The sequence below is a fragment of the Ramlibacter henchirensis genome, from assembly GCF_004682015.1.
Classification (GTDB): Bacteria; Pseudomonadota; Gammaproteobacteria; order Burkholderiales; family Burkholderiaceae_C; genus Ramlibacter; species Ramlibacter henchirensis.
Genome location: NZ_SMLM01000003.1, coordinates 18001 through 41594, shown reverse-complemented (window position 1 = coordinate 41594; position 23594 = coordinate 18001). Strand labels below are relative to the sequence as shown.

25 protein-coding genes and 1 tRNA gene are annotated in these 23594 nt (G+C 69.4%); 7 read left to right on the top strand and 19 right to left on the bottom strand.

Features of this window, described 5'->3' with window-relative positions:
• Window positions 1–58: 58 nt before the first annotated feature.
• The 7 genes from EZ313_RS18270 to EZ313_RS18240 all read left to right on the top strand — a co-directional run bounded on the left by EZ313_RS18270 (window position 59) and on the right by EZ313_RS18240 (window position 7731).
• Entirely contained in the window at window positions 59–730 is a 672-nt protein-coding gene (locus EZ313_RS18270; protein ID WP_135264752.1) for a response regulator transcription factor, read from the top strand.
• 43 nt (window positions 731–773) lie between these two features.
• Entirely contained in the window at window positions 774–2210 is a 1437-nt protein-coding gene (locus EZ313_RS18265; RefSeq protein ID WP_135264751.1) for a sensor histidine kinase, read from the top strand.
• Window positions 2191–2610: an RNA-binding S4 domain-containing protein gene (locus EZ313_RS18260; protein ID WP_135264750.1), complete on the top strand. Its 420-nt coding sequence runs from the start codon at window positions 2191–2193 to the stop codon at window positions 2608–2610. The genes EZ313_RS18265 and EZ313_RS18260 overlap by 20 nt, the downstream gene beginning before the upstream one ends.
• Before the next feature lie 154 nt (window positions 2611–2764).
• Entirely contained in the window at window positions 2765–3718 is a 954-nt protein-coding gene (locus EZ313_RS18255; protein ID WP_135264749.1) for a TAXI family TRAP transporter solute-binding subunit, read from the top strand.
• A 76-nt stretch (window positions 3719–3794) separates the two neighbouring features.
• Window positions 3795–5999: a TRAP transporter permease gene (locus EZ313_RS18250; protein WP_135264748.1), complete on the top strand. Its 2205-nt coding sequence runs from the start codon at window positions 3795–3797 to the stop codon at window positions 5997–5999.
• A gap of 133 nt (window positions 6000–6132) precedes the next feature.
• Window positions 6133–6330 (top strand): hypothetical protein, encoded by a 198-nt coding sequence (locus tag EZ313_RS18245; protein WP_135264747.1) that lies wholly within the window; start codon window positions 6133–6135, stop codon window positions 6328–6330.
• Window positions 6331–7023: 693 nt separating this feature from the next.
• On the top strand, window positions 7024–7731 hold the full coding sequence (locus tag EZ313_RS18240; RefSeq protein WP_135265322.1) for a class I SAM-dependent methyltransferase: 708 nt from the start codon (window positions 7024–7026) through the stop codon (window positions 7729–7731).
• Window positions 7732–7744: 13 nt separating this feature from the next.
• On the opposite strand, the gene EZ313_RS18235 is transcribed toward EZ313_RS18240, so the two are convergent.
• The 19 genes from EZ313_RS18235 to EZ313_RS18145 form a co-directional block, all read right to left on the bottom strand.
• The gene (locus tag EZ313_RS18235; RefSeq protein WP_135264746.1) at window positions 7745–8410 is read right to left on the bottom strand and encodes a 4'-phosphopantetheinyl transferase family protein; all 666 of its coding nucleotides are present in this window, start codon (window positions 8408–8410) and stop codon (window positions 7745–7747) included.
• The gene (locus tag EZ313_RS18230) at window positions 8410–9636 is read right to left on the bottom strand and encodes a beta-ketoacyl-ACP synthase (protein ID WP_135264745.1); all 1227 of its coding nucleotides are present in this window, start codon (window positions 9634–9636) and stop codon (window positions 8410–8412) included. Before EZ313_RS18230 ends, EZ313_RS18235 begins: the two co-directional genes overlap by 1 nt.
• Window positions 9633–10361, bottom strand: coding sequence for a 3-ketoacyl-ACP reductase FabG2 (locus EZ313_RS18225; protein ID WP_135264744.1), 729 nt, complete (start codon window positions 10359–10361; stop codon window positions 9633–9635). The genes EZ313_RS18230 and EZ313_RS18225 overlap by 4 nt, the downstream gene beginning before the upstream one ends.
• A complete protein-coding gene (locus EZ313_RS18220; RefSeq protein ID WP_135264743.1) occupies window positions 10358–10807 on the bottom strand; it encodes a hotdog family protein in 450 nt (149 codons plus the stop codon). The genes EZ313_RS18225 and EZ313_RS18220 overlap by 4 nt, the downstream gene beginning before the upstream one ends.
• A 1-nt stretch (window position 10808) precedes the next feature.
• Window positions 10809–11987: a beta-ketoacyl-ACP synthase gene (locus tag EZ313_RS18215; protein ID WP_135264742.1), complete on the bottom strand. Its 1179-nt coding sequence runs from the start codon at window positions 11985–11987 to the stop codon at window positions 10809–10811.
• Entirely contained in the window at window positions 11984–12511 is a 528-nt protein-coding gene (locus EZ313_RS18210) for a DUF3261 domain-containing protein (protein WP_135264741.1), read from the bottom strand. The genes EZ313_RS18215 and EZ313_RS18210 overlap by 4 nt, the downstream gene beginning before the upstream one ends.
• The gene (locus EZ313_RS18205) at window positions 12508–14871 is read right to left on the bottom strand and encodes an MMPL family transporter (protein WP_240788707.1); all 2364 of its coding nucleotides are present in this window, start codon (window positions 14869–14871) and stop codon (window positions 12508–12510) included. Before EZ313_RS18205 ends, EZ313_RS18210 begins: the two co-directional genes overlap by 4 nt.
• A complete protein-coding gene (locus EZ313_RS18200) occupies window positions 14864–15487 on the bottom strand; it encodes a LolA family protein (protein ID WP_167772655.1) in 624 nt (207 codons plus the stop codon). Before EZ313_RS18200 ends, EZ313_RS18205 begins: the two co-directional genes overlap by 8 nt.
• Complete coding sequence (locus tag EZ313_RS18195; protein WP_135264739.1) at window positions 15484–15906, bottom strand: acyl-CoA thioesterase; 423 nt, start codon at window positions 15904–15906, stop codon at window positions 15484–15486. Before EZ313_RS18195 ends, EZ313_RS18200 begins: the two co-directional genes overlap by 4 nt.
• Window positions 15903–16835, bottom strand: coding sequence for an LpxL/LpxP family acyltransferase (locus EZ313_RS18190; RefSeq protein WP_135264738.1), 933 nt, complete (start codon window positions 16833–16835; stop codon window positions 15903–15905). Before EZ313_RS18190 ends, EZ313_RS18195 begins: the two co-directional genes overlap by 4 nt.
• Window positions 16832–17569 (bottom strand): glycosyltransferase family 2 protein, encoded by a 738-nt coding sequence (locus EZ313_RS18185; RefSeq protein ID WP_135264737.1) that lies wholly within the window; start codon window positions 17567–17569, stop codon window positions 16832–16834. The genes EZ313_RS18190 and EZ313_RS18185 overlap by 4 nt, the downstream gene beginning before the upstream one ends.
• Window positions 17562–19256, bottom strand: a complete 1695-nt coding sequence (locus EZ313_RS18180) for an ApeI family dehydratase (protein WP_135264736.1) — start codon at window positions 19254–19256, stop codon at window positions 17562–17564. Before EZ313_RS18180 ends, EZ313_RS18185 begins: the two co-directional genes overlap by 8 nt.
• Window positions 19249–19800, bottom strand: a complete 552-nt coding sequence (locus EZ313_RS18175; protein WP_205960441.1) for a COG4648 family protein — start codon at window positions 19798–19800, stop codon at window positions 19249–19251. The genes EZ313_RS18180 and EZ313_RS18175 overlap by 8 nt, the downstream gene beginning before the upstream one ends.
• A 19-nt stretch (window positions 19801–19819) precedes the next feature.
• A complete protein-coding gene (locus EZ313_RS18170) occupies window positions 19820–20077 on the bottom strand; it encodes an acyl carrier protein (protein WP_135264734.1) in 258 nt (85 codons plus the stop codon).
• 4 nt (window positions 20078–20081) lie between these two features.
• Window positions 20082–20369: a phosphopantetheine-binding protein gene (locus EZ313_RS18165; protein ID WP_135264733.1), complete on the bottom strand. Its 288-nt coding sequence runs from the start codon at window positions 20367–20369 to the stop codon at window positions 20082–20084.
• Entirely contained in the window at window positions 20356–21132 is a 777-nt protein-coding gene (locus EZ313_RS18160) for a lysophospholipid acyltransferase family protein (protein ID WP_135264732.1), read from the bottom strand. Before EZ313_RS18160 ends, EZ313_RS18165 begins: the two co-directional genes overlap by 14 nt.
• A complete protein-coding gene (locus tag EZ313_RS18155) occupies window positions 21125–21871 on the bottom strand; it encodes a beta-ketoacyl synthase chain length factor (RefSeq protein ID WP_167772654.1) in 747 nt (248 codons plus the stop codon). Before EZ313_RS18155 ends, EZ313_RS18160 begins: the two co-directional genes overlap by 8 nt.
• A gap of 183 nt (window positions 21872–22054) precedes the next feature.
• Window positions 22055–22147 (bottom strand) — tRNA-Ser (locus EZ313_RS18150).
• A 70-nt stretch (window positions 22148–22217) separates the two neighbouring features.
• On the bottom strand, window positions 22218–23486 hold the full coding sequence (locus tag EZ313_RS18145) for an aspartate kinase (protein WP_135264730.1): 1269 nt from the start codon (window positions 23484–23486) through the stop codon (window positions 22218–22220).
• Window positions 23487–23594: the final 108 nt, after the last annotated feature.

Here is a 23594-nt window from a genome sequence, read left to right as displayed (position 1 = left end):
CATTGGGGAAACTACCGAAGCTGGCTGCTGAAGCCCGCGCTGCTACCCTCCCCCACCCATGAAGTTGCTGCTGGTCGAGGACGACGTCTCCATGCGCACCACGCTCGAACGCTCGCTCGCTCGCCGCGGCATGCAGGTGCAGGCCTGCGCGGACGGAGGACTCGCGCTCGCGGCGTGGACGGCCTTCCAGCCCGATGTGGTCGTGCTCGACCTGAGCCTGCCCGGGCTGGATGGCCTGCAGGTGCTCGAGCGGGCGCGGCGCGACGGGCTCGCCACGCCCGTGCTGCTGCTCACCGCGCGCGGCACCGTGGGCGACCGCGTGCTCGGCTTGAACGCGGGTGCCGACGACTATCTGCCCAAGCCCTTCGACCTCGACGAGCTGGAAGCGCGCCTGCGTGCGCTGGCCCGCCGCCGCTCTTCCGCGGCGGACCCGGGCGGCGAGGTGCAGGTCGGCCGGGTGAGGCTCGACCGCGCCGCTGGCGCCTTCTACGTCGGCGCGCAAGTGCTGGAACTGACGCCGCGCGAATCCGCGCTGCTGCAGGCCTTGTTCACGCGGCCGGGCCATGCCGTGTCCAAGGAGAAGCTGTTCGAGCTGGTGTTCCCGGGCGAGGCGGACGTGCAGTACGAAGCCGTCGAAGTCGTGGCCTACCGTCTGCGCAAGAAGCTGGCGGGCACCGGCGTGTCGCTCATGACGCTGCGCGGACTGGGCTACCTGGTGAAGGGCGAATGACGCGGCACCGATGCGCGTCCCCGGGGTGCTGCGGATGAGGCAGATGTCCCTGCGCCGCTTCCTGCTGCTGGGCATCCTGCTTCCAGTGCTGCTGCTGATCGCCGCCAATGGCGTCAGCCTGTACCGGCAGGCGCTCGAGGCGGTGAACACGGCCTACGACCGCACGCTGCTGGCTTCGGCCAAGGTGATCGGCGAGCAGCTCGACGTCGAGGGCTACGACGGCCAGGCCCGGTTGCGCGCCACGGTGCCGTACTCGGCGCTTGAAGCCTTCGAGGCGGACACTCGCAGTCGGCTCTTCTACCGCGTCTCGGACCTGCAAGGAGTCCTGGTCTCGGGCTTCGACGACCTGCCCTTCTGGCGCGGCGAACTGCCGGCCAAGCCGCCGTATGCCGCCCTCGTCGACTTCTACGACGAACGCTTCCGGGAAAACGACGTGCGCGTCGCCGTGCTGCTGCAGCCCGTCGCCAGTTCACGCGGCCGCGGCATGGCCGTCGTGCAGGTGGCCGAGACACTGGAGCTGCGGCGCACGCTCGCGCGGCAGATCCTGGTGGACACGCTTTGGCGCCAGGCGCTGCTGGTGGCGGTGATCGCGCTCGTGGTGCTGGTCGTGGTCCAGCGCGCGACTCGTCCCGTGCGGCGGCTCTCGGCGGTGCTGCAGGCGCGGCCGGAAGGCGACCTGACACCGATCGCGGCCGGAGACGCTCCGCGCGAACTGCTGCCGCTGGTGGACGCCACCAACGACGTCATGGCGCGCCTGGCCCAGCTGCTCGAGAACCAGAAGCGCTTCGTGCGCGACGCGGCGCATCAGCTGCGCACGCCGCTGGCCGTGCTCAAGACGCAGGTGCAGTCGGCGCTGCGCGGCGATGTCGAACCTCGCCAGGCGCTGCAGGAAGTCGGCGGCACGGTCCAGCGCGCGACGCTGCTGGCCAACCAGATGCTGTCGCTCGCGAAAGTGGAGCAGTTGAGGCAACAGGCCGATGCACCGGTCACGGACCTTGCCGAGGTGGTTCGGTCCGTCGCGCTGGAACTGTCGCCGCTGGTGGCCGAGCGCGATCTCGACTTCGGCCTCGACACCGTGCCGGCGCCGGTGCGCTCGCACGAGTGGATGCTGCGCGAGCTCACCCGCAACCTGCTGCACAACGCGATCCGTCACAGCCGCGCAGGCGGGCCGCTTGCGGTGCGGCTCGTGACGGATGCGCGCTCGCTCGCGCTCACGTTCTCCGACAGCGGCCCGGGAATCGCGGACGAGCTGCGCTCGCGCCTGTTCCAGCCGTTCGCGGCCGGCGACCTGCGCAGCGGCAGCGGCCTCGGGCTGGTCATCTGTGCGGAGATCGTGCGTGCGCTCGACGGTTCGATCGAACTGGAGAACCGGCTGATGCAGGGGCAAACCCAGGGACTGGACGCCACGGTGCGGCTGCCGCTGGAGACAATGGTGGGGCCGCTGGCCACAATGGAGGCAGATGGAACGACTGCGCATTGACAAGTGGCTGTGGAGCGCGCGCTTCTACAAGACGCGCACGCTGGCGGCGGAAGAGATCGGCAAGGGCCGCGTCGAGATCAACGGCCAGGAAGCCAAGGCCGCACGAGAGGTGAAGGTGGGCGACACGGTTTCGGTGCGGCGCGAGTCGGTGACGCGCACGGTGGTGGTCAAGGGGCTCTCCAACCTGCGCGGCCCGGCGCCGGTCGCGCAGCAGCTCTATGAGGAAACGCCCGAGAGCCTGAAGGCGCGCGAGGAGGCGGCGCAGCAGCGGCGCTTCGCGCGCGAACCGGCCCTGTCGATCGAGCATGGCCGGCCCACCAAGCGCGGAAGGCGCGAGCTGGACGAGGCGCAAAAGGGCTGGGGCGACCGCTGGAGCGCGTCGATCGACGACGACGGCTAGCGTGTTGCTCCCTCTCCCTCCGGGAGAGGGTTGGGGTGAGGGCACGCACCGGCGCCCCATTTCCGCCGGTGCTCGTGTCGAGTGCTCGGGCTTTCACTATTCCCCGGTTCCTGCCTGCATGCTCTACTGCCGCCTTCCCACAGGAGCTCCATCCATGAACCTCAAGCACTGGGCCGCCGTTGTCGCGGCCACCCTCGCCTTCGCCGGCACTGCGCAGGCGCAGCAGTTCTTCCGCATCGGCACCGGCGGCACCGCGGGCACGTACTACCCGGTGGGCGGCATGATCGCCAACAACGTGAGCCAGCCCGGCAAGATCGTGGTGACCGCCCAGGCCACCAACGGCTCGCTGGCCAACGTGAACGCGATCGCCGGCGGCGCGATGGAGTCGGGCTTCTCGCAGTCGGACGTGGCCACCTGGGCCTATACCGGCACCGGCGCCTTCGAGGGCAAGCCCAAGATCGCCGACCTGCGCATGATCGCCAACCTGTACCCCGAGAGCATCCACCTGGTCACCAAGAAGGGCTCGGGCATCAAGACCGTGGCCGACCTCAAGGGCAAGCGCGTGGCGCTCGACGAGCCGGGTTCCGGCACGCTGATCAACGCCCGCATGGTGCTGGCCGCATACGGCGTCAAGGAATCGGACATCAAGCCGGAATACATCAAGCCCAACCAGGCGGGCGACAAGCTGAAGGACGGCGCGCTGGACGCCTTCTTCTTCGTCGGCGGAGCGCCCGCCGGCGCCATCGCCGAGCTGGCCTCGGGCGGCACGGGCATCGAGCTGGTGCCGCTCACCGGCACGCAGGCCGAGGGGCTGCGCAAGACGAACCCGTACTTCTCCGTCGACAACATCGCGGCCGGCACCTACAAGGACGTGCCCGCCGTGCAGACCCTGGCCGTGGGCGCCCAGTGGGTGACCAGCGCCAAGGTCGACACCGAGACGGTCTACCAGATCACCAAGGCGCTGTTCTCCGAGACCACGCAGAAGGCGCTGCAGGCCGGCCACGCCAAGGGCAAGTTCATCACCAAGGAAAATGCGGTCCAGGGCGTCGGCATCCCGTTCCATCCGGGCGCCGAGAAGTTCTACAAGGAAGCGGGCCTGCTGAAGTAAGCAGCGCGGGCTTCCCACGAGGGAGGGCGCGCCCTCCCTTTTTTATTGGACGTTCACCGCGAGAGGGGCGGTTCACATGACGGTTGCAACGACGCTGGACGAAAGCAAGCTGCAGGAGCTGGAGGAGAAGTTCGACCCGGAGATGCGCTTCCGGCCGACGGTTCCGCCGGCTTCGGTGATCGTGAAGTGGCTGCTGATCGCGCTGTCCTGCTTCCACTTCTACACCGCCGGATTCGGCCTGCTGCGCGAGACCACCCACCGCGGCGTGCACATGGCCTTCGTGCTCGGCCTGATCTTCCTGGTGTTCGCGGCCGGCAAGCGTTCGCACGACCGGGAAGCCAAGTCCTCGTGGCTCTCGCCCGGCAGCGTGCCACTGGCGGACTGGCTGCTCGGGCTGGCCTGCGTCGCCAGCGTGCTCTACATCCCCTGGGTCTTCGACGACCTTGCCTTCCGCGTCGGCAACCCGAGCCTCGTCGACGTGGTGTTCGGCTCGATCCTGTTCATCACGCTGCTGGAAGCGACGCGCCGTTCCATGGGCTGGCCGCTGCCGCTGATCGCCATCTTCTTCACGGCCTACTCGCTCGCCGGACCCTGGTTCCCGGGGCTGCTCAAACACGCGGGCGCGACGTGGAGCCAGATGATCAACCACCAGTACCTCACCAGCCAGGGCATCTACGGCGTGGCGATCGGGGTGGTGGCGACCTACGTCTTCCACTTCGTCCTGTTCGGCGTGATGGCCACGCGCATCGGGCTGGGGCAGCTGTTCCTGGACATCGCATCCACGGTGGCGGGCCGCTACGCCGGCGGTCCCGCCAAGGTGAGCGTGTTCGGCTCGGCGATGTTCGGCATGCTGTCCGGCTCCTCGGTCGCCAACGCGGTCACGGTCGGCTCGCTCACCATCCCCGCGATGATCCGGGTCGGCTACAAGCGCGAGTTCGCCGGCGCGGTGGAAGCGGCTTCCTCGACCGGCGGCCAGATCACGCCGCCGGTGCTGGGCGCGGCGGCCTTCCTGATGATCGAGTTCCTGGACGTCTCCTACCAGACGATCATCGCGGCCGCCGTGGTGCCGGCCTTCATGCATTTCTTCGGCGTGTTCATGCAGGTGCACTTCGAGGCCAAACGCCATGGCCTGCGCGGACTGACCGAAGAGGAGATGCCCAGGCTGCGCGAGTCACTGCGCCAGCGCTGGCCCACGCTGATCCCGCTGGTGCTGCTGATCTGGATCCTGGTGTCCGGCCGCACGCCGTACCTCGCAGCTTTCACGGGCATCACGTCCTGCGCCATCGTGGGCCTCACCACGCAGGTGAGCGGCAACGCGGTGAAGAACTGGTTGATGCTGGTCGTGCTGCACGCGCTGCTCGCCGCCATCGCCTTCGGCGACTACGGCGCGCGCAGCGAAGAGATCCGGCTGGGCATCTTCACTTTCGGTACCTTGCTCGCCCTCGCGGCCTGGAAGCTGGCCGGCGTCACGGGCCGCATCCGCCACGGCGTGCTGATGGAAGCCTTCGAGACCGGCGCCAAGTACGCGCTCGCGGTGGGCGCGGCGGCGGCGACGGTCGGCATCGTCATCGGCGTGGTCACGCTCACCGGCGTGGGATTCAAGATCAGCTACATCATCACGAGCTGGGCGACGACGATCGCCGGCGGCCTCTCGGCCGTGGTGCCCGCGCTCCTGGCGGACACGCGCGCGCTGACGCTCTTCGCGGCGCTGGTGATGACCGGCGTGGTCTGCATCCTCATGGGCTGCGGCATCCCGACGACCGCCAACTACATCATCATGGTCACGGTGGCAGCGCCCACGCTGGTGCAGCTGGGTGTCGAACCGCTGGTCGCGCACTTCTTCGTCTTCTATTACGGCGTGCTCGCGGACATCACGCCACCCGTGGCCCTGGCGGCCTACGCCGCCGCGGGCATGGCGGGCGGCGACCCGTTCCGAACCGGCAACATGGCGTTCCGTCTCGGGCTGGCCAAGGTGCTGGTGCCGTTCGTGTTCGTGTTCTCGCCCTCGCTGCTGCTCGTGGCCAAGGGCTTCACCTGGTACGACTTCAGCGTCACCTTCATCGGCTGCGTGCTGGGAATCACCGTGCTGGCGGCGGCCCTGAGCAAGTTCTTCCTCGTCGAGATGAAGCGCTGGGAACAGCTGCTGTGCGCCGCCGCGGCCCTGCTGCTGATCGCGCCGGGCCTCGTCGTGACGATCGTCGGCGCGGTCATGGTGGTGCCGGTGCTGGTGCGGCAGCTCGCTGCATGGAAGCAGGGAAACGCGCGTCTCAAGCCCGCGTGAGCGCGCCCTGTCGGACCCCTCCGACATCGGCGTGGGCATCGGTCGCGAGCTGCTGTCCAACGCAGCAATTCGTCACGAGACCGACACGAGGGCGGGTGATACTCGCAGGCTTCGCAGCATTAGAGGAGTGCGAATGCAAGAACGTAAAACCAGCTCCATGCTCCAGCGTGTGCCGGTGATCCTCGCGGTCACGGCCGCCTCCTACGGCCTGCAGCTTCCGCCCAGCATCGCCGGGCGCGCAAGCAGCCAGGGGGTGAGTGGAACCGTGGCGGTGAGCCAGCCGCTCAAGCAAGCGCCGCTGGCGCTGCCGAACGGAACGCGCAAGGCCTGATCCCGCCGCGCGACGCGCAAGAAAAAGCCGCCCCTCGGGGCGGCTTTGCTTTTCCGCTCGTTCCTCAGAACGGCGGCCCGGCCAGGCGGGACGCCGCCTGCGGGCGGTAATCCGCCAACCCCTTGCGCCAGCTCATCCATTGCTACACTGCCGGGCAGTTCGGCCGGCGCTGGAGCCTCCGGTTCAATTTTTAGTACGAAACAAGCACTGGAGGAAAACATGAAGCCATCCCACCTGCTCCTCGCCGCGGTGCTCGCCTTCGCCGCCGCCCAAGCCGGCGCGCAACGCGCCCCGGTGCCGATCGTCAACCACGAAAACGTCCTGGTCCAGGCGCCCTCGGGCCGCAGCGCGACGGCCGACGACGTGAAGAAGGCCATCGTCGCGGCCGCATCCGCCACCGGTCGCAAATGGGTCATCGCCGAACAGGTCCCCGGCCACCTGGTGGCCACCTACCAGGTGCGCACGCACACCGTGGTCACCGACATCCGCTACACCGCGTCGCAGTTCTCGGTGGCGTACAAGGACAGCATCAACATGAAGTACGCCCCCGGCATCCACCGGCGCCGGCGTGATCCATCCCTTCTACAACCAGTGGGTGAACGAGTTCATCCAGGCCATCCGGACGGAACTGGCGAAGGCCGCCTGAACCCTTCGCAAAGGAAGTACCCGCCGGCCCTCCCGGCGGCCTGGAAGATGCATCACTCCACGGCGCTCCACGTTCCCGAAACCGCATTCGGCAAGTGGTTCCTGAAGACCGAAACCTGGCGGGTCCATGTGCTCGAGCGCGCCGTCGCCGACCTGGTCCGCCTGATCCCGGACCGGCAACCGGCTTACCCCGTCGTGGTCGACGTGGGCTGCGGCTCCGGCTATTCGCTGCCCAAGCTCGCGCAGCGGTTTTCGCCTCGTGACCTGGTGGGCGTCGACATCGATCCGGAGATGCTCGCAGCCGCGCGCGACGAGGCCGCGCGCGCAGGCGTTCCGGTGAGGTTGCTGGAAGCTTCCAGCACGCTGATGCCGCTGCAGGATTCGTCGGCCGACCTGCTGTTCTGCCACCAGACCTTCCACCACCTCGTCGAGCAGGAGGCGGCCCTCGCGGAGTTCTTCCGGGTGCTCAAGCCGGGCGGCATCCTGCTGTTCGCGGAGTCCACGCGCCGCTACATCCATTCCTGGATCATCCGAGCGCTGTTCCGGCATCCGATGGACGTGCAGCGCAGCGCACCGGAGTACATCGACATGCTGCGCAGGGCCGGCTTCAGGGTGCCGGAAAGCTCGATCTCCTATCCGTACCTGTGGTGGAGCCGGTCCGACCTCGGCATCCTGGAGCGGTGGTTCGGCATCCGGCCCCGTGCGCAACGGGAAGAAACGCTGCTGAACCTGGTGGCGATCAAGCCGGCCGCCTGATCCGCGGCTCGCCTCAAGCCGGCGACGCTGCCTCGTCGCGCATTTCCCAGCAGCGCCTTGACGTCGGTTCATCGCTCGACCAGCGGACTTTGCCCGAGCCGCACAGGGCCAGCGACCAACCCGGGGCCGACCAGGTCCTCGCGTCGAATCCGCCCGGCCTCAGTTCCAGCTGCCGCAAGCGGCTCGGCGCCATCCACTCGCGGCGGCGCTTGAGCCAGGCTTCCTTGGCGGTCCACAGCGAATAGAAGAACGCCTCCCCGTCCGGGGCGGCCTGCATCAACGCCACCTCCCCGGGTGTGCAGCAGACCTGCGCGAGTCCCTCGATGTCGCGATCCGGCCGAGGCGTTTCGATGTCCAGTCCCACGGCCTCGAAGCTGACGGCGCAGGCCGTCCAATCCGCGCTGTGGCTGATGGACAGATGAAGGTCGCTGCGGGCCGGCAACGTCGGCGGTGAGTCGGGCGCGGCGTCCAGCGGCCAGTCGGCGGGGCTGCCACCGAACACGGAAGCGAGCAGCCGACGCGCCTGCCACCTCGCGGCCACGAACTGCCCGCGGCGCCTGGACGATCGCATGGACCCGAGGCGCTGCAACTCCCCGGCGGACAGCCACTTCGTAGGCTCGCGCGCCTCCCGCAGCAGCGCATCGACCCGGCCGCAGGCGAGATGGATAGCTCCCGCCATCACGGCCAGCGCCGAAGCACCAGTGAGGTGTTGATCCCGCCGAAGGCGAAGTTGTTGCTCATCACCCACTCGGTCTGCAGCTTGCGCAGGCCGCCGCGGATGTAGTCCAGCTCCGCGCAGCCCGGGCCCACGTTTTCCAGGTTCAGGTTCGGCGCGAACCAGTCCTCCCGCATCATCTCGATGGACATCCAGGCCTCGAGCGCGCCGCAGGCGCCGAGCGTGTGCCCCATGTAGCTCTTGAGCGAGCTGATGGGTACGCGATCACCCAGCACTGCATGCGTCGCCACGCTCTCGGCGATGTCCCCGTGGTCGGTCGCGGTGCCATGCGCATTCACGTAGCCGATCTCCGCGGCCGGGATCCCCGCGCTTTCGAGCGCCAATCTCATCGCACCCGCCATGGTGGCCGACTGCGGCTGCGTCACGTGCGCGCCGTCGCTGTTGGTGCCATAGCCGGCGACCTCGGCCAGGATGCGGGCGCCGCGCGCCCTGGCGTGCTCCATCTCTTCCAGCACCAGCGTGCAGGCGCCCTCGCCCAGCACCAGCCCGTCGCGGGCGGCGTCGAAAGGCCGCGGCGTGAGTTGCGGCTGGTCGTTCTTCACGCTGGTGGCGAACAGCGTGTCGAACACGGCCGCGTCGATCGCATCGAGTTCCTCGGCGCCGCCCGCGAGCATCGCGACCTGCCGGCCGCTCTGGATCGCCTCGAACGCGTAGCCGATGCCCTGGCTGCCGGCCGCGCAGGCGCTCGATGTGGTGACGATGCGGCCGGTGATGCCCAGGAACACGCCGATGTTGACGGCGGCCGTGTGCGACATCATCTTGATGTACGTGTTGGCCGTGATGCCTTCGGTCGCCTTCGCGATGATCATGCGGCCGAAGTCCGCGATGGCCGGCGGCGACCCCACCGAGGAGCCGTAGGAAATGCCCATCTTTCCGCCGGCCACCAGCGGGTCGCCCAGCAGCCCGGCATCGGCCAATGCAAGCTCGCTCGCGCGCGTCGCCATCAGGGCGACGCGGCCCATGCTGCGCGTGGCCTTGCGGTTGTAGTGGTCCGGCAGTTCGAAGGGTTTGGCCGGCGCGCCCAGCCGCGTGTTCAGGCCGTCGTACACGTCCCACTCGTCCATGCGGCGCACCGCATTGCGCATCGCGCGCAAGCTCTCGCGCACCGTGGGCCAGTCATGGCCCAGCGGGCTGAACGCGCCCACACCCGTGATGACGACACGCTTCACACCATTCCCCCGTTGACCGATATCACCTGGCGCGTGATGTACGCCGCCTCGTCGCTCATGAGAAAAGCCACCGCACCCGCTACTTCACCTGCGGTGCCCACGCGCCGCATCGGCACCACCTCGATGGCCTGCTCCCGCACTTCGGCCGGCAGCATCTCCGTGTCGATCAGGCCGGGCGCGACGCAGTTGACCGTGATGGCGCGCTTGGCCAGCTCGATCGCCAGCGCCTTGGTCGCGCCGATCAGCCCGGCCTTCGCGGCGCTGTAGTTGGCCTGCCCGCGATTGCCCACCAGGCCCGACACCGAGGCGATCGTCACGATGCGGCCCGGCTTGCGCCGCTGGACCATGGGCATCGTGACCGGATGCAGCACGTTGTAGAAGGCGTCGAGGTTCGTGTGCACGACCGCATCCCAATCGTCGCCCGACATCGCCGGGAACGCCGCATCGCGAGTGATGCCTGCGTTGCAGACCACGCCGTAGTAGGCGCCGTGGGCGGCGATGTCGGCCTCCAGCGTCTCGGCGCACGCGGCGCGATCGGCGACATCGAATTGCAGCACGCGGGCTGCACGCCCGAGCGCCCGGATGCGGTCTGCGACGGCGTCGGCCTTCGAGCGGCTCGAGCGGCAATGCACCACGATGTCATGGCCGGCCGCCGCCAGCCGCAGCGCGATGGCCTCGCCGATGCCGCTGCTGGAGCCGGTGACCAGCACGGTGGTCGCGCTCATGCCTCGTTCCTCGCCAGCGGGTTGGCGTCCTTGGGTGGATCGAGCACGGTGAGCTTCGCCGTCGCGACCTGCCTGCCGTCCATCTCGATGCGGCAGTCGAACTGGCCCAGCCCGTTGCCGCCGATCAATTCGCAGCGCGCTTCGATGCGAAGCCGCGCTCCGCTGGGAAAACCGTCGCAGTCGACCTCGTAGCGGCGCGTGCCCAGCAGCAGTCCAGGGCGCGGCGCTTCGCCGCTGCCGCGTGCGCGTCCGCCGGCCCAGGCCGATACGGTCTGCGCCATGTATTCGATGCCGACCCACGCGGGGACCTGTCCATCGCTCACGAACAGGCCATCGAAAGGAACCTCGACCTCGGCGACGGCCATCTCCGCGCCGACTTCCAGCACGCGGTCCAGCAGGCACATCGCACCGCGGTGCGGGATCCAGCTCTCCACTCGTTGTTCCATATCACTCACCCGAGAAGACCAGGCAGGCATTGCTGCCGCCGAAGGCAAAGGAGTTGCTCAGGACATGGCGCGGGGACCGCCCGAGCGATTCACCGGCTGCGACCACACGCACCCGCGCCAGCTCCGGATCGCGCACACCGTCCCACAGGTGCGGCGGCAGGCGCCCGGATGGATTGGCGGCCAGCGTGTGCCAGGCGATCGCCGCCTCGATGGCGCCGGCCGCGGCGAGCGCATGTCCCGTCAGCGGCTTGGTCGAACTGACCGGCACCTCGTGGCCCAGCAACCGTGCGACCGCGAGGGCTTCCATCGCGTCGTTCTGCCGCGTGGCCGTGCCGTGCAGGTTCACGTAGTCGATCGCGCCGGCCGGAATGCCCGCCCTCGCGAGCGCCTGCTCCATCGCGGCAAGCGCGCCGCGGCCGCCGGGCTCGGGCGCGGACATGTGGTGCGCATCCGAACTCTCGCCCCAGCCCGCGAGCCGGACCGCCGAGGGTTCGCGGCTGACGACGAAGAGGGCAGCGCCCTCGCCGATGTTGATGCCGCTGCGATGGGCGGAGAGCGGGTTGCAGCGCTGCGCGCTCACGGATTCCAGCGCGCTGAAGCCGCCGATCGTGAAGCCGCTGAGCGCATCGACGCCACCGGCCACGACCGCATCGGCGATGCCGGCGTGCAGCAGCCGGGCCGCCGATGCGAGCGCCTTGGCACTGGAGGAGCAAGCGGTCGAGACCGTGTACGCCGGGCCACGCAGCCCGAGCGCGCGCTTCAGGAAGGCCGCCGCGTTGCCCATCTCCTGCTGCGCGTAGTCGTAGCCGGCCGGCCACGAGCCTTGCGCGCGGAACTGGCGTGCGGCGGCGACGCCTTCCTGCAGCCCGGCCGCGCTGACGCCCAGGACCACCGCAATGCGGTCGGGCCCGTGTTGCGACAGGGCCGTCTCGAGCATCGGCTGCAGGTCGGGCACGACCGCGGCCAGCAATGCATTCGTGCGGCTGCGAAAGGCCACCGGCTGCGACTCCAGCGACGGCAGCGGCTCGGTCACGCAGCCGAGGTGAAGCGGCCTGCCCGGCGTGTAGCGCTCGGTCACGGCCATGCCGGCGGAACGCAGACCGAACATCGCCTCGCGTGCGTCGGTGCCGCGGCCCAGCGCACTCAGCCAGGCCGGCGCTTGCAGGTACACGGGGCTCATGGCGCGCTCCTGGGCCAGGGCTCGAGGCGGACGCGGTATTTCGCCGCGAGGTGCTCCAGTTCGGCGTTGTCGGTGCCGGAATGACGGATGCGGATCGCCACCTCCCCGCGCGCGCGCACCACCCTCGTGCCGGCCTCGTCGTCCACCGACCAGCCCGTGGGCAGGCCGGGCCGGATCGACTCCAGGGGCCAGTGCACCAGCTGCAGGTCGCTCAGGACACGTTCCGGCGTGATGAAGGCGGGCCAGCCGGTGGCACGGCTCTCCTTCAGCGCCTGCCCGTCCCATTCGAGCCGCATCACGGTCTGGCCGAAATCCATGACGGCGAGCCGCACCGAGTCCTCGTCGGATTCGATGGCGAGGTCCAGCTGTTCGGTGCGGCCATGGGAGCTCACCGTCATGCGCTGCTGCAATGCGAGCTCGCGTCCCAGCGAGCCGGGGGCGAGGCGCAGCATGATGTCGCTTTGCGGCGGCGCGACGGCGCAGCCGGCCAGCAGCATTGCGGAAATGGCGGGCAGCAACCTCATTGCACGGCCTCGCTGCGACGGAATACGGGCGACACGGCCCACACGACGGCGACACCGATCATCAGCGTCAGGCCGAACGCATGCAGCGCCGGCGTCGACGAAAGGGCCAGCAGTCCGAAAGCCAGCCAGGTGCTCGCTGCGCCGAGGACGACCGCCAGCCACGCGCCGCCATCGCCGCGGTGCTCGAGCAGGAAGATGCCGTAGTCCACACCGATGCCGAGCAGCAGCAGCAAGGCGAGGATGTTGGAGAGCTGGAAGGGAACACCCAGCCAGCCCTGGACCGCGACCGCCGCGACACTGGCCAGGACCGTGGGCAGCCACGCGCGCCACGCTGCGGCGCGGAAACGCGACCACAACGCGGCGAACACCAGGACATGACCGGCCAGCAGCAGCAGCGTCATCGCCCAGCGATAGCGCCCGAGCAGGGACGCGATGTCTCCCGACCGATCCACCCAGCGCACTCCGGCGAGCCCGTCGGTCAGGCTTTGCAGGCGCGGAAGCAGCGCCGGATCCTGCAGCCCGTGCAGCATCACGACAGTGGTGTACGCACCTTCGACTTCCCCGAGCCAGAGCGGCCGCCCCGCCGCCGACGCGGGATGCGCGAGCCACTCTTGCGGCGTGAGCGGGCGCGATGCGGAAGGGGGCCGCGCGAGCCGCTCACCGAGCAGCCGGTTGACGCCCGAGATCAGCTGCGTTTCGACTTGCGTCAAGAGCCGTGCGTCGCGCTCCTGCCTGCGCAGCGAAGGAAGCCAGTCGGAAACCGCCGCGTAACCCGCCAGCAGGCGCGCCTCCACGATCCCGTCGAGCCGCTCCTTCAGCGCTTCCTCGCGTTCCAGCACCTCCTGCGCGGTGGCGCCCCGCACCATGTAGAACTGGGCGACGCTGGGAGTGCCGAGGAGCTGGCCCACCTTCCACTGCGCCTGCAGCAGTTCCGGCGGCGAGCCTTGCCAGTGCCGCAGGTCGTCGCTGGCGCGCAGCTGCACCGCTCCCCCGATGCAGGCCAGCGCCAGCAAGCACGTGGCGATGTGCTGCCGCCGCGATCCCTGCCAGCGCGGGAAGCGCGCGAGGGAACCGCGCACGAAATCGGCGAAGCGCGACGAGCGCGGCACCGCGCGATCGAGCCAGGGAAACCAGCAGATCGCCGTAAGAAACGCGGCGGTCAGCCCGGCGGCGGAGAACACGGCCATCTGCCGCAGCCCGGGGAACGGGGCAAGTCCGAGGGCCAGGTAGGCGACCACGCTGGTCGCGAGCGCCAGGGCCAGGCCGGGGAGCAGCTTTCGCATCAGCGTCCTTGGTCGCGTCGAAGGCTCCGACTGCCGGGCCGCGAAATAGTGGATGCCGTAGTCTTCCGCGACGCCGACGAGGCTGGCGCCGAACACGAGCGTCAGCAGATGGACCTGGCCGAACATCCAGGCCGTGACCGAGACACCGGCCGCCACGCCGATCACGAGCGACAGGGCCGTGAGCGCGATCGGCGAGAAGCTGCGGAACGCGAGCCAGACCAGCAGCACGACGGCCGCCAGCGAACCCCAACCGATCGTGCTGACCTCGCGGCTGGCGCGAACCGCGGCCGACTCGGCATGCAAGGGCAGCCCGGCGGCGAGCACGCGCGCCTGCGGCACTTCCTTCCGGGCGGCCTGCAGCGCCGCGTCCAGCGCCGGCTGCAGGCGGGCTTCGCCGCTCAGGGAAAACGGTTGCCCGGTGATCTCGTAGCGGAGCACGACCCACTCCACGCCCTCTCCGCTGACCCACAGTTCGCCGTCGCGAGGCCGCGCGCGGCTTTGCGCGGAACGCGCCTGCAGCCACTGGGGCCACAGGCCGAGAGGGTCCGACGCGAAGTCCGCCAGACGTGCGCCGGCGCCCGGCTGGTGCAGCAGCGCCAGGGCGCGCTCCAGTTGGACTTGCGCGGGATCCTGTTCGAGCTGCCTGCGCTGCCCGGGGGTGAGGAGGCGGTCGCGCGATGGGGCGTAGAACTCGAACAACGCATCCACCGCCCGTTCACCGGCGCTCGCCGAAGACTGCATGGGCGCGCCGCTGCCCTCCATGGCTGTGCGCCACTGCTGCGCGGCCTGCTTCGCCGAAGCCCAGTCGGGCGCGCCGAGCAGCACCACCACCTGCCGGGAGGCGCCTTGCGCGAGCACGTCGCTCGCGCGCGCGACTTCGGGCGATTGCTCGGCCCGGGGCAACAACGCGAGCACGTCGGTGTCGAGCCGGCCGCCGCGCCAGAACTGCCAATGGTGCGCCGCGATCAGGAGCACGCACAACAGCCAGGCGAATGCCGCCAGACGCCAGGCCCGGCCCGACGCCGCAGGCCCTGCGGTCAGTTCCGGCGGCGCTCGCAGGACGGCGGGATCACTCAAACTGGGCCTCCTCGTCCGCCGTTATGGCCGAGCCGGTCGCGTGCCGCGCGAGACGGATCTGCGTCTGGTCGCCGCTGGCTTCGTGCATCCGGATGCTGCGCAGGAAGCGGTCGCCTTGCAGCTCCACGCGCTGGACCCAGCGCGCCAGAGAGGGCTGGAGCGGCAGCAGCGCGAGGCGCCACTCTCCTGCGCCCGTACCGGACTCGCCATCGATCTGGAACCGCTGCGCCAGCGCGGAGAACTCGGCGGCCATCACGCCGAACAGGGTTTCGCTCACTGCGCGAACGGCTGGCTCCTCGTTCGCGTTCAGGCGCCGCACGACCGTGCCGTCGGCCTGGCGGGCGAGCACGCGGTCCCGGGTGACGACGAGGGTCGAGGCGAACGGCTGCCGGGTGCGCCAGAGGACGCCCTGCCCGCGCGCCACGACGAAGTCGCCGCTGGAGACCAGCGGATTGCGGAATCCCTTGACCGTCTTGTGCTGCTCGAAGCCGCCGCGAACCACCGGCTCGTTCACGAGCCGCTGGCGCACTTCGCGCAACAGCGGCGACAGGCTCTCGGCCCTCAGAAGGGCCGGAGCTGAAGCCAACACGACGCAGAGCGCCCTGCGCGTGATCACGGCCGCACCCCCAGGCGCTGCCAGAGAACGCCCGGGCAGACGTAGAGCATCTCGCGCGTGGCGAGGTCCACCGCGACCTGGATCGTGCTGGCCTCGGTGAGCTTGCGAGACGTGGCCGCATCGCGGATGCGGTAGCCGATGCGCAGCCGGTTCTCCCACTCCAGGACCTCAGCCCGGACGATCAGGCGCTGTCCCAGCTCCGCGGGCCGCACGTACTTCAGTCGCATCTCGACGATCGGCCAGGCGTAGCCCGAGGCCCGCATCCTGGGATAGTCGTAATCGAACTTCCGCAGCAGCGCCGAGCGTGCGAGCTCCAGGTACTTGACGTAGTGCCCGTGCCAGACGATCTCCATCGGGTCGATGTCGTAGAAGGCGGGGACCACCTCGATCTCGTGGCTCAGGTCGAGGGATGCGCTCATGTCCGGGACCAGAACGGGTAGAAGTTGAACCACTCGTACGGCGAGCGCACCAGCAGGGCTTCGAGGCGCTGCGCGAACGAGGCCGCGTACTGCTCCAGCGCCTGCGTCCGGCCCGTCCGCGGCAGCTCGACGCTTTCGGCCAGGGCCTCGAAGCGCACGACATGCCCTCCGCCCTCGCGCACGCAGCCGAGCATCAGCAGCGGGCATGCGAGCAGCGAGGCCAGCACGTACGCACCCACCGGGAACTCCGCGGGTGCTCCCAGGAACGGCACCCGCGCGATCCGCCCGCCATCGACGGGAACGCGATCGCCTGCAATCGCGACGAAGCCGCCGGCGCGCACGATCTTCTCCAGCTCCACGGCCGTGGCCGCATTGACGTCGGTGACCTGCAGCAGTTCGACACGGCTCTCGGGATTGAGCCGGCGGAGGATGGCATTGAAGCGCTCCGCATGGCGGGTGTGCACGAGCACCGTGAGCCGCAGCGCCGGCATGCGCGACGCGAGGGCCTGACACAACTCGAGGCAGCCGACGTGCGCGGTGACGAGCACGGCGCCGCGGCCTTCGGCCAGCAGCCGCTCGACCTGTTGCTGCCCCTCGATGCGGACGTGCGCGAAGCGGTAGCGGCCCGAAGTCGCCAGCAGCTTGTCGACCAGCGTTTCCGCGAAGGCCATCAGGTGCCGCAGCCAATGGCGTGCGCGCGGCGGCTCGCCCAGCACGCCGTGCGCCGCCTCGATCCGCCGCAGGTAATCGAGCGAGGCCCGCCGCGCCCGTGGCTGGGTGCACGCGTAGAACAGCACCACCGGCCAGAGCAGCAGCCGCAGTACCCGGCGCCCGGCGACGGCGTTCACACCATAGAGGAACCAGATGCCAGCGGCGAAAGTGGATTCGCCGATGCGGGCCCAGTGGACGCCGCGCGCTGCAATGCTCACGCAGCCACCTTTCGCCAGAGCAGCAGCGGCGCGCGGCACAGCATTCCCGCGAAGAGGCGTGCGTGCATGGCCGAGATGCGGACGTTGTCGCGCCACATGCGGAAGTGCGAAACGCCGTCCTGCGGATACGTGACGCGCGTCGGCTGGTTCACCACGGGCACGCCGCGCCAGTGCAAACGAACGATCACGTCGCTGTCGAACTCCATCCGACGGCCGATCTTCACCGCATCGAGCAGCGGCAGCAGGCTTGCGAGCGGGTACACGCGGAAGCCGCACATCGAGTCGCGGATGTCGAACGAGAGCGTGTTGATCCAGACCCAGACGTGCGTGGCATACCTTCCCAGCAGGCGCCCGCGAGGCACGCTGGCGTCGTACAGCGGGCACCCGGCGATCACGGCCTTTGGATGCGCACGGGCTTGCGCGAGGAAGCGCGGGATGTCCGCGCAGGCGTGCTGCCCGTCGGCGTCGATCTGCAGCACGTGGCTGTGGCCGCGGCGTCCCGCCTCGCGAAAGCCCGCGACCATGGCAGCGCCCTTCCCCCGGTTGCGCGGCAGGCGCACGAGGGCGATTGCGTCGTCCTGACGCGCCAGCGCATCGAGGACCCCGGCGCACTCCCGATCGCTGCCATCGTCGACGAGGATGCAGCGCAGCCCGTGGGCGCGCACCTGCGCGACCATGCCGCCGATGGTCGCCGGATGGTTGAAGACGGGGATGACGACGACAGGATCAAACATCGTCGGGCCGGAACACGAGCCGGCCGCAGGAATGCGTGCCGAGTGCGGACGTGTAAGAGAAATTCATGCACTGGCGCTGCGCATCCCACTCGAGCGAGAGATCGAGCTGCAGCGGCGGCACGATGGGCATCTGGAACTTGAGCTGCTCGGCGCGCACGAAGCGCCCGGGCAAAGGAAAGGACTGCCGACCGAGCACCGCGGCCCAGTGCAGTTGCGCCACCCCGGGCAGCACCGGCGCGCCCGGGAAGTGGCCGTCCAGCACTCGCAGTTGTGGAACGATGTCCAGCGTCGCGACAGCCGCTTGCGGCCCTTGCACGCGCCATTGCACGGACGGCAGGTCCGGCTGGAACAGCGCACTCAGCAGCGCTTCGGTGGACTTGCCCTGGGTGTTGACCGGCAGTTCGCGCACGAAGCGGAAGCGCCGGGGCAGCACCACGCGTTCGAAACCGCGCAGCAAATCGCTGCGAAGTTGCTCGTTGAACTCGCGCTTGCCCTGGGTGCGCAGCGCGTCCCAGCCGGCGGACGTCGGCACGGCGACGACCGCAAGCCGCGTCGCGCCACGGTCCTCCAGGGGCAGCACCTTCGCCTCGGCGATGAGACCGCCGGCCTGCAGCGCCTTCTCCATCGCGGGCAGCGAGACGCGCTTCTCCTCGACCTTCACGATCCGGTCCACGCGCCCCTTCAGCACGAAGCGGCCGTCGGGCAATGCCTTTGCGACGTCGGAGGTCTCCCACCAATCATCGTTCTCCAGGTGCGCGGAGCGCACGTGCAGCGTGCCCTCCTCCAGGCGCCAGTGCACGCCGGGCAATGGCGTCCAGGCGTCCCCGTCGTAGGCGCGCTGGCGCCACGCGACGCCGCCGGTTTCGGAGCTGCCGTACACCTCGATGGGCGACTGGCCCCAGAGCTCGTGGGCACCCTGCGAGCTCTCGGGCGGCAGCGGACCGCCGGAGGAGAACACGGCGCGCAGGTGGCTGCGCGCGCCGCTCCAGTCCAGCGACTCGGGGATGCGGCGCAGGTGCGCCGGACTCGACACCAGCACGCAGGAGCCCTGCGCCAGCCGCGCGGCCAGTTGCTCGGGGTACTCCAGCTTCTCGGCGGAGACGCAGCGCCCCGCCGCCAGCGGCCATATCGTGAGGAAGAGGAGCCCGTAGATGTGCTGGTGCGAAACCGTGGCGTGGATCACCACCGGGCCTTCGGCATCGAGCCGTGCGCCGAACACGGCTTCCTGGTGCCGCACTTCGGCGTCGAGCTGGGCCAGCCGCTTGGGAATCGCAAGGGGCTTGCCGCTGGAACCGGAGGTGTAGATCAAGAGGCGTGCGGCGTGCGGGTCGAGCTCCTGCAAGTCGCCGGGCCGTCCGGTCGCGGGCGGGACGATGGCCCCGGGCAGTTCGCCCGCGCATGCGGCCACCTGCGGCAGCAGGCGCTCGAGCGTGTCCGGCTGGGCATCGCCCGGAAGCACCGGGACCTTGCCGGCGTGCCAGGCGCCGAACAGCGCGCAACCGAAGTCGTAACTGTCGGCGAAATGCAGCGCCACCTTCTCACCGCCGACGCGAGAGAACGCTTCGCGCCAGCGCGCCACGTCGGCCGCGAAGCGCCCGTGGTCCAGCACCACGCCGCCGCGGAGCGCCACCGGACGATTGGAAGCCCCTGGCAAGGCCACGCGAGCGAGCGGGATCCAGTCAGCCATGGCCCGAGCCCGTCGCGAGGCGCGCACGCACGCGCCGGCGCAGCATCCATTCGCCCGCGAAGAACAGGCCGATGAACACGTACGACAGCAGGCCGTTGTAGAGCAGCCAGGACTGCTCGCTGCCCCAGAGCGCCGTAGCGGCGGAGATGCCCCCGTTCACGACGAAGAAGCCGCACCAGGCGATCGTGACCTTGCGTGTGTACGCGACCGCCTCGGGCGGCAGGTCGGGTTCGCCCAGGCGTGCGATCCGCTCGACCACGGTCGGCGGCCGCAGCAGGCTGAAGGAGAACACGGCCAGCAGCACCGCGCTGACCATCAACGGGTACAGCTTCAGCGGCAGGTAGCTGCCGTCCAGCCCGGCTGCCGCGCCGAGCAGTGCCGCGCCGGCGGCCGCGGCCAGCCACACCGGATCGCGCCCGCTCCACGCGCGCAGGACCATCAGGCCCGCGAGCAGCAAGGCGATCCAGACGGGATTCCACCGCCCGAAGCCCAGGTAGACCACGAGCGGGTAGACGACCGTGGCCGCCGTCAGCACGACTTTCACGCCGGCCTGCACCTGCGACTCAGGCGGTGGTCGGGTTGTTCACGAGGCCGTACAGGGCCTCGACGACGTCGGACACGGTGCGCACCGACTTGAATGCGTCCGGCTCGAGGCGCCGGCCGACCAGCGGCTTGAGTTGCACGATCAAGTCCACGGCGTCGATGCTGTCGATCTCCAGGTCGTCATAGAGCTTCGCTTCGAGCGTGACCTTGCTGCGGTCGACCTCGAAGGCCTCCTCCAGGATGGTCGCGATGCGTTGGTGGATCTCGTCCTTGGTCATGCGATCACCTGGCTTGGGTGGAAGCGGATGCGGCCGTGCCGCGCACGGCCGCGACGAAGCGCGCCAGCGACGCGACGCTGTGGAAGTGGGCTCGCGTCTGGGCCGCATCGGCGGACATGGTGACGCCGTAGCGCTTCTGCAGCGCGACGCCGAGTTCCAGCGCATCGATCGAGTCCAGCCCAAGGCCTTCGACGAAGAGAGGCGCGTTCGTGTCGATGTCGTCCGGCCGCAGGTCCTCCAGCGACAGGACGGACACGATCAGTTCCTTGATTTCTTGTTCAAGCAATTGCAACTTCCTCTCGTGAGAAGTAGTCGGTGAGATGGCGGGTGAGGCGCCGCGCGGCGAGCGCCGCCGTCGGGGATGCGTCGATGAAGGGCGAGACCGCGATGGGCTCGCCCACCTCGATGCGGAAGTGCACCCGGCGCGGCGGCACCCGGTACCACTTCTCGCCTTTGGCGAGCGTGGCGGGCGTGCAGACGATCCGCACCGGCGTGATGTCGAGTTCCCCGTGCACCGCGACGCGGGCCGCCCCGCGCTGCAGGCGGATCGGCTCGTCGCGCGAGGTGCGCGTGCCCTCGGGGAAGATGATCAGGTTGTTCCCGGTGCGCACCGACTGCACGCAGTCGGCCAGCAGTTCCTCGCCGCCGCCGTCGTTGAAGACGAAGCCGGCGCCGCGCACCGTGCCGCGCATGATCGGATTGCGACCCAGGGCGCCCTTGATGACGCAATCGCCGCGGTCCACCAGCGCCAGCAGCAGGACGACGTCGATCAGCGTCGGGTGGTTGGCGAGGATCAGGCGCCCGCCGCCGCGAAGCCGTTCGGCGCCGCACACCTCGATGGTGAGGACGCCAGTCGCGCGCATCATGCCGACGAACAATCGGAACATGCCGCGGATCACTTGCCGCGCGATCGCCACCCTCCGCGCGCGGTTGCGGATCGCCAGCCGAAGGAACGGAAAGACCATCGCGCCGAGCATCAAGCTGCCCAGGCTGAACGAGGCGAAACAAAGGCCGGTGGCCAAAACGCGCCAGCCCCGCTCGAGGCGGTCACGCATGGCGGCTCCAGGTCCACCGCGTGCCTTCGGCGCGAGCGCAGAGTTGGGCATCGGACGAGATCGCGAAGCGCAGGGATTCGAGGCCGAAGGGAAGACCGTCTCCGTCGACAGCCTCCTTGGAATCCGCATCAGCGGCATCCGTCCACGCGAGCGAGAAGTGCGGCCGGCCATCTTGCGCGGGCGCGATGCGCCAGGCCCAGGCGTACGGGCATTGCGGCTCGCGCTCGAACGCCCCGTACTCGCCGGGCAAGGGACTCTCATAGCAGACGAGCAGCACCTCGGAAGCGCCCTGGGCCAGCAGCGCGCAGGCTTCCAGCACACCGGCCGCGGCGCTGGCGGCGCCCGCCGCCACGCTGCTGTAGCTCGCGCCGTCCCCGCGCGCGATGGAGTACATGGCGCCGATGGCGTTGTGGACGGACAGCGCGAAGTCGGTGGGGGAGGCTTCACCGCTGGCGGCGAACTCCTTGAGCAGCTGCAGGCAGCGCTGGGCATCGCCATAGCCGGAAGCGAAAACGACGGGTGTTTGACCATCGGGCGAGTGGCAGTCCCAAGCCGCCTGCGCTGCGGCGCGCCCCAGCGGATTGAGGCGCCGCCGCTGCATGGCGGGCATCGCGTCGAGCTTCGCCTCGAGTGCGCCCTCGGGCCGCTGCGGTGCCCGGGACCAGGCCTGCCAATCCGTGCGCGCGGCGAGACCGGGGGCCAGGGCGGTCCAGTCCACGATCGCAAAACGCACTCCCATTTGGCCCCTTCGGACAGAACTCATCCGTGACCGAAGAATGGTAATGGATGTCCTGCGCGCGCCTGCCCGCCGTTACCAACAGTGGCGGGCATTCCCCTGCTTTCTCGCGGCCGTCGTGGGCGAAGCGATACAGAAGCCAGAACAAAAAACAAAACGCGCCGGATGGCGCGTTCTGGTCTGCGCTGGCGGAGACGGAGGGATTCGAACCCTCGATGCAGCTCTACACCGCATACTCCCTTAGCAGGGGAGCACCTTCGGCCTCTCGGTCACGTCTCCAGCGCGAAGGGCATTATGCCCCAAGCATTCGCTCTGCAGTGGCGGGCGGCTGGCTCTTTCGAGAGCGGTTTCAGGCGGCCGGCTGATCCAGGTCGAACGCGCGGTGAAGGGCGCGCACGGCCAGTTCCATGTACTTCTCGTCGATCACGACCGAGGTCTTGATCTCGCTGGTGGAGATCATCTGGATGTTGATGCCCTCCTCGGCCAGCGCGCGGAACATCTTGCTGGCGATGCCCACGTGGCTGCGCATGCCGATACCCACGATGCTCACCTTGCAGATGCGCGTGTCGCCCTCGATCCGGTCGGTGCCCAGCGAGGGAAGGACCTTGGACTTGAGCAGGTCCACGGTGCGCGCGTAGTCGTTGCGGTGCACGGTGAAGCTGAAGTCGGTCTTCCCCTCCTTGGAGAGGTTCTGGATGATGACGTCCACCTCGATGTTGGCATCGGCCACGGCGCCCAGGATGTTGTAGGCGATGCCGGGCTTGTCGGGCACGCCCAGGATCGACACCTTGGCCTCGTCGCGGTTGAAGGCGATGCCGGAAACGACGGCTTGTTCCATTTGTTCGTCTTCCTCGAATGTGATCAGGGTGCCGGACTTGGCCTCTTCCTCGATCGGGATGTCCCAAGGGGTGAAGCTCGACAGGACGCGCAGCGGCACCCTGTACTTGCCGGCGAATTCCACCGAGCGGATCTGCAGCACCTTGGAGCCCATGGAGGCCATCTCCAGCATCTCCTCGAAGCTGACGGTGTGCAGGCGACGCGCCTCGGGCACCACGCGCGGGTCGGTCGTGTAGACGCCGTCGACGTCGGTGTAGATCAGGCACTCCGCCGCCTGCATCGCGGCCGCCACCGCGACGGCCGACGTGTCGCTGCCGCCGCGGCCCAGCGTCGTGATGTTGCCGCTGTCGTCCACGCCCTGGAAGCCGGTGATGATGACCACCTTGCCGGCCGCCAAGTCCTTGCGCACCTTCTTGTCGTCGATCGACTCGATGCGGGCCTTGGTGTAGGCGCTGTTGGTGCGGATGGGGACCTGCCAGCCGGCGTAGCTGACGGACTCGAGGCCCTCGGCCTGCAATGCGATGGACAGCAGCCCCACCGAGACCTGCTCGCCGGTGGAGCCCAGCATGTCCAGCTCGCGCAGGTACGCGTCGCCGGGTTTCGCGGGGGCGAGTTCCTTCGCCAGGCCGAGCAGCCGGTTGGTCTCGCCGCTCATGGCGCTGGGCACCACCACCAGCTGGTGGCCGGCCCGAACCCACTTGGCGACACGCTTGGCGACGTTGCGGATGCGCTCGGTCGAGCCCATCGACGTGCCGCCGTACTTGTGAACGATCAATGCCATGGAAGATGCGAAAGAAGGGCCCGGCCGGCTTGGGGCCGGCTCGGGCCGCATGGGGAACCGCGCATTTTAACTGCCGCCAAGCGGCAGCTCTTCCATTCGGCGCTGTTT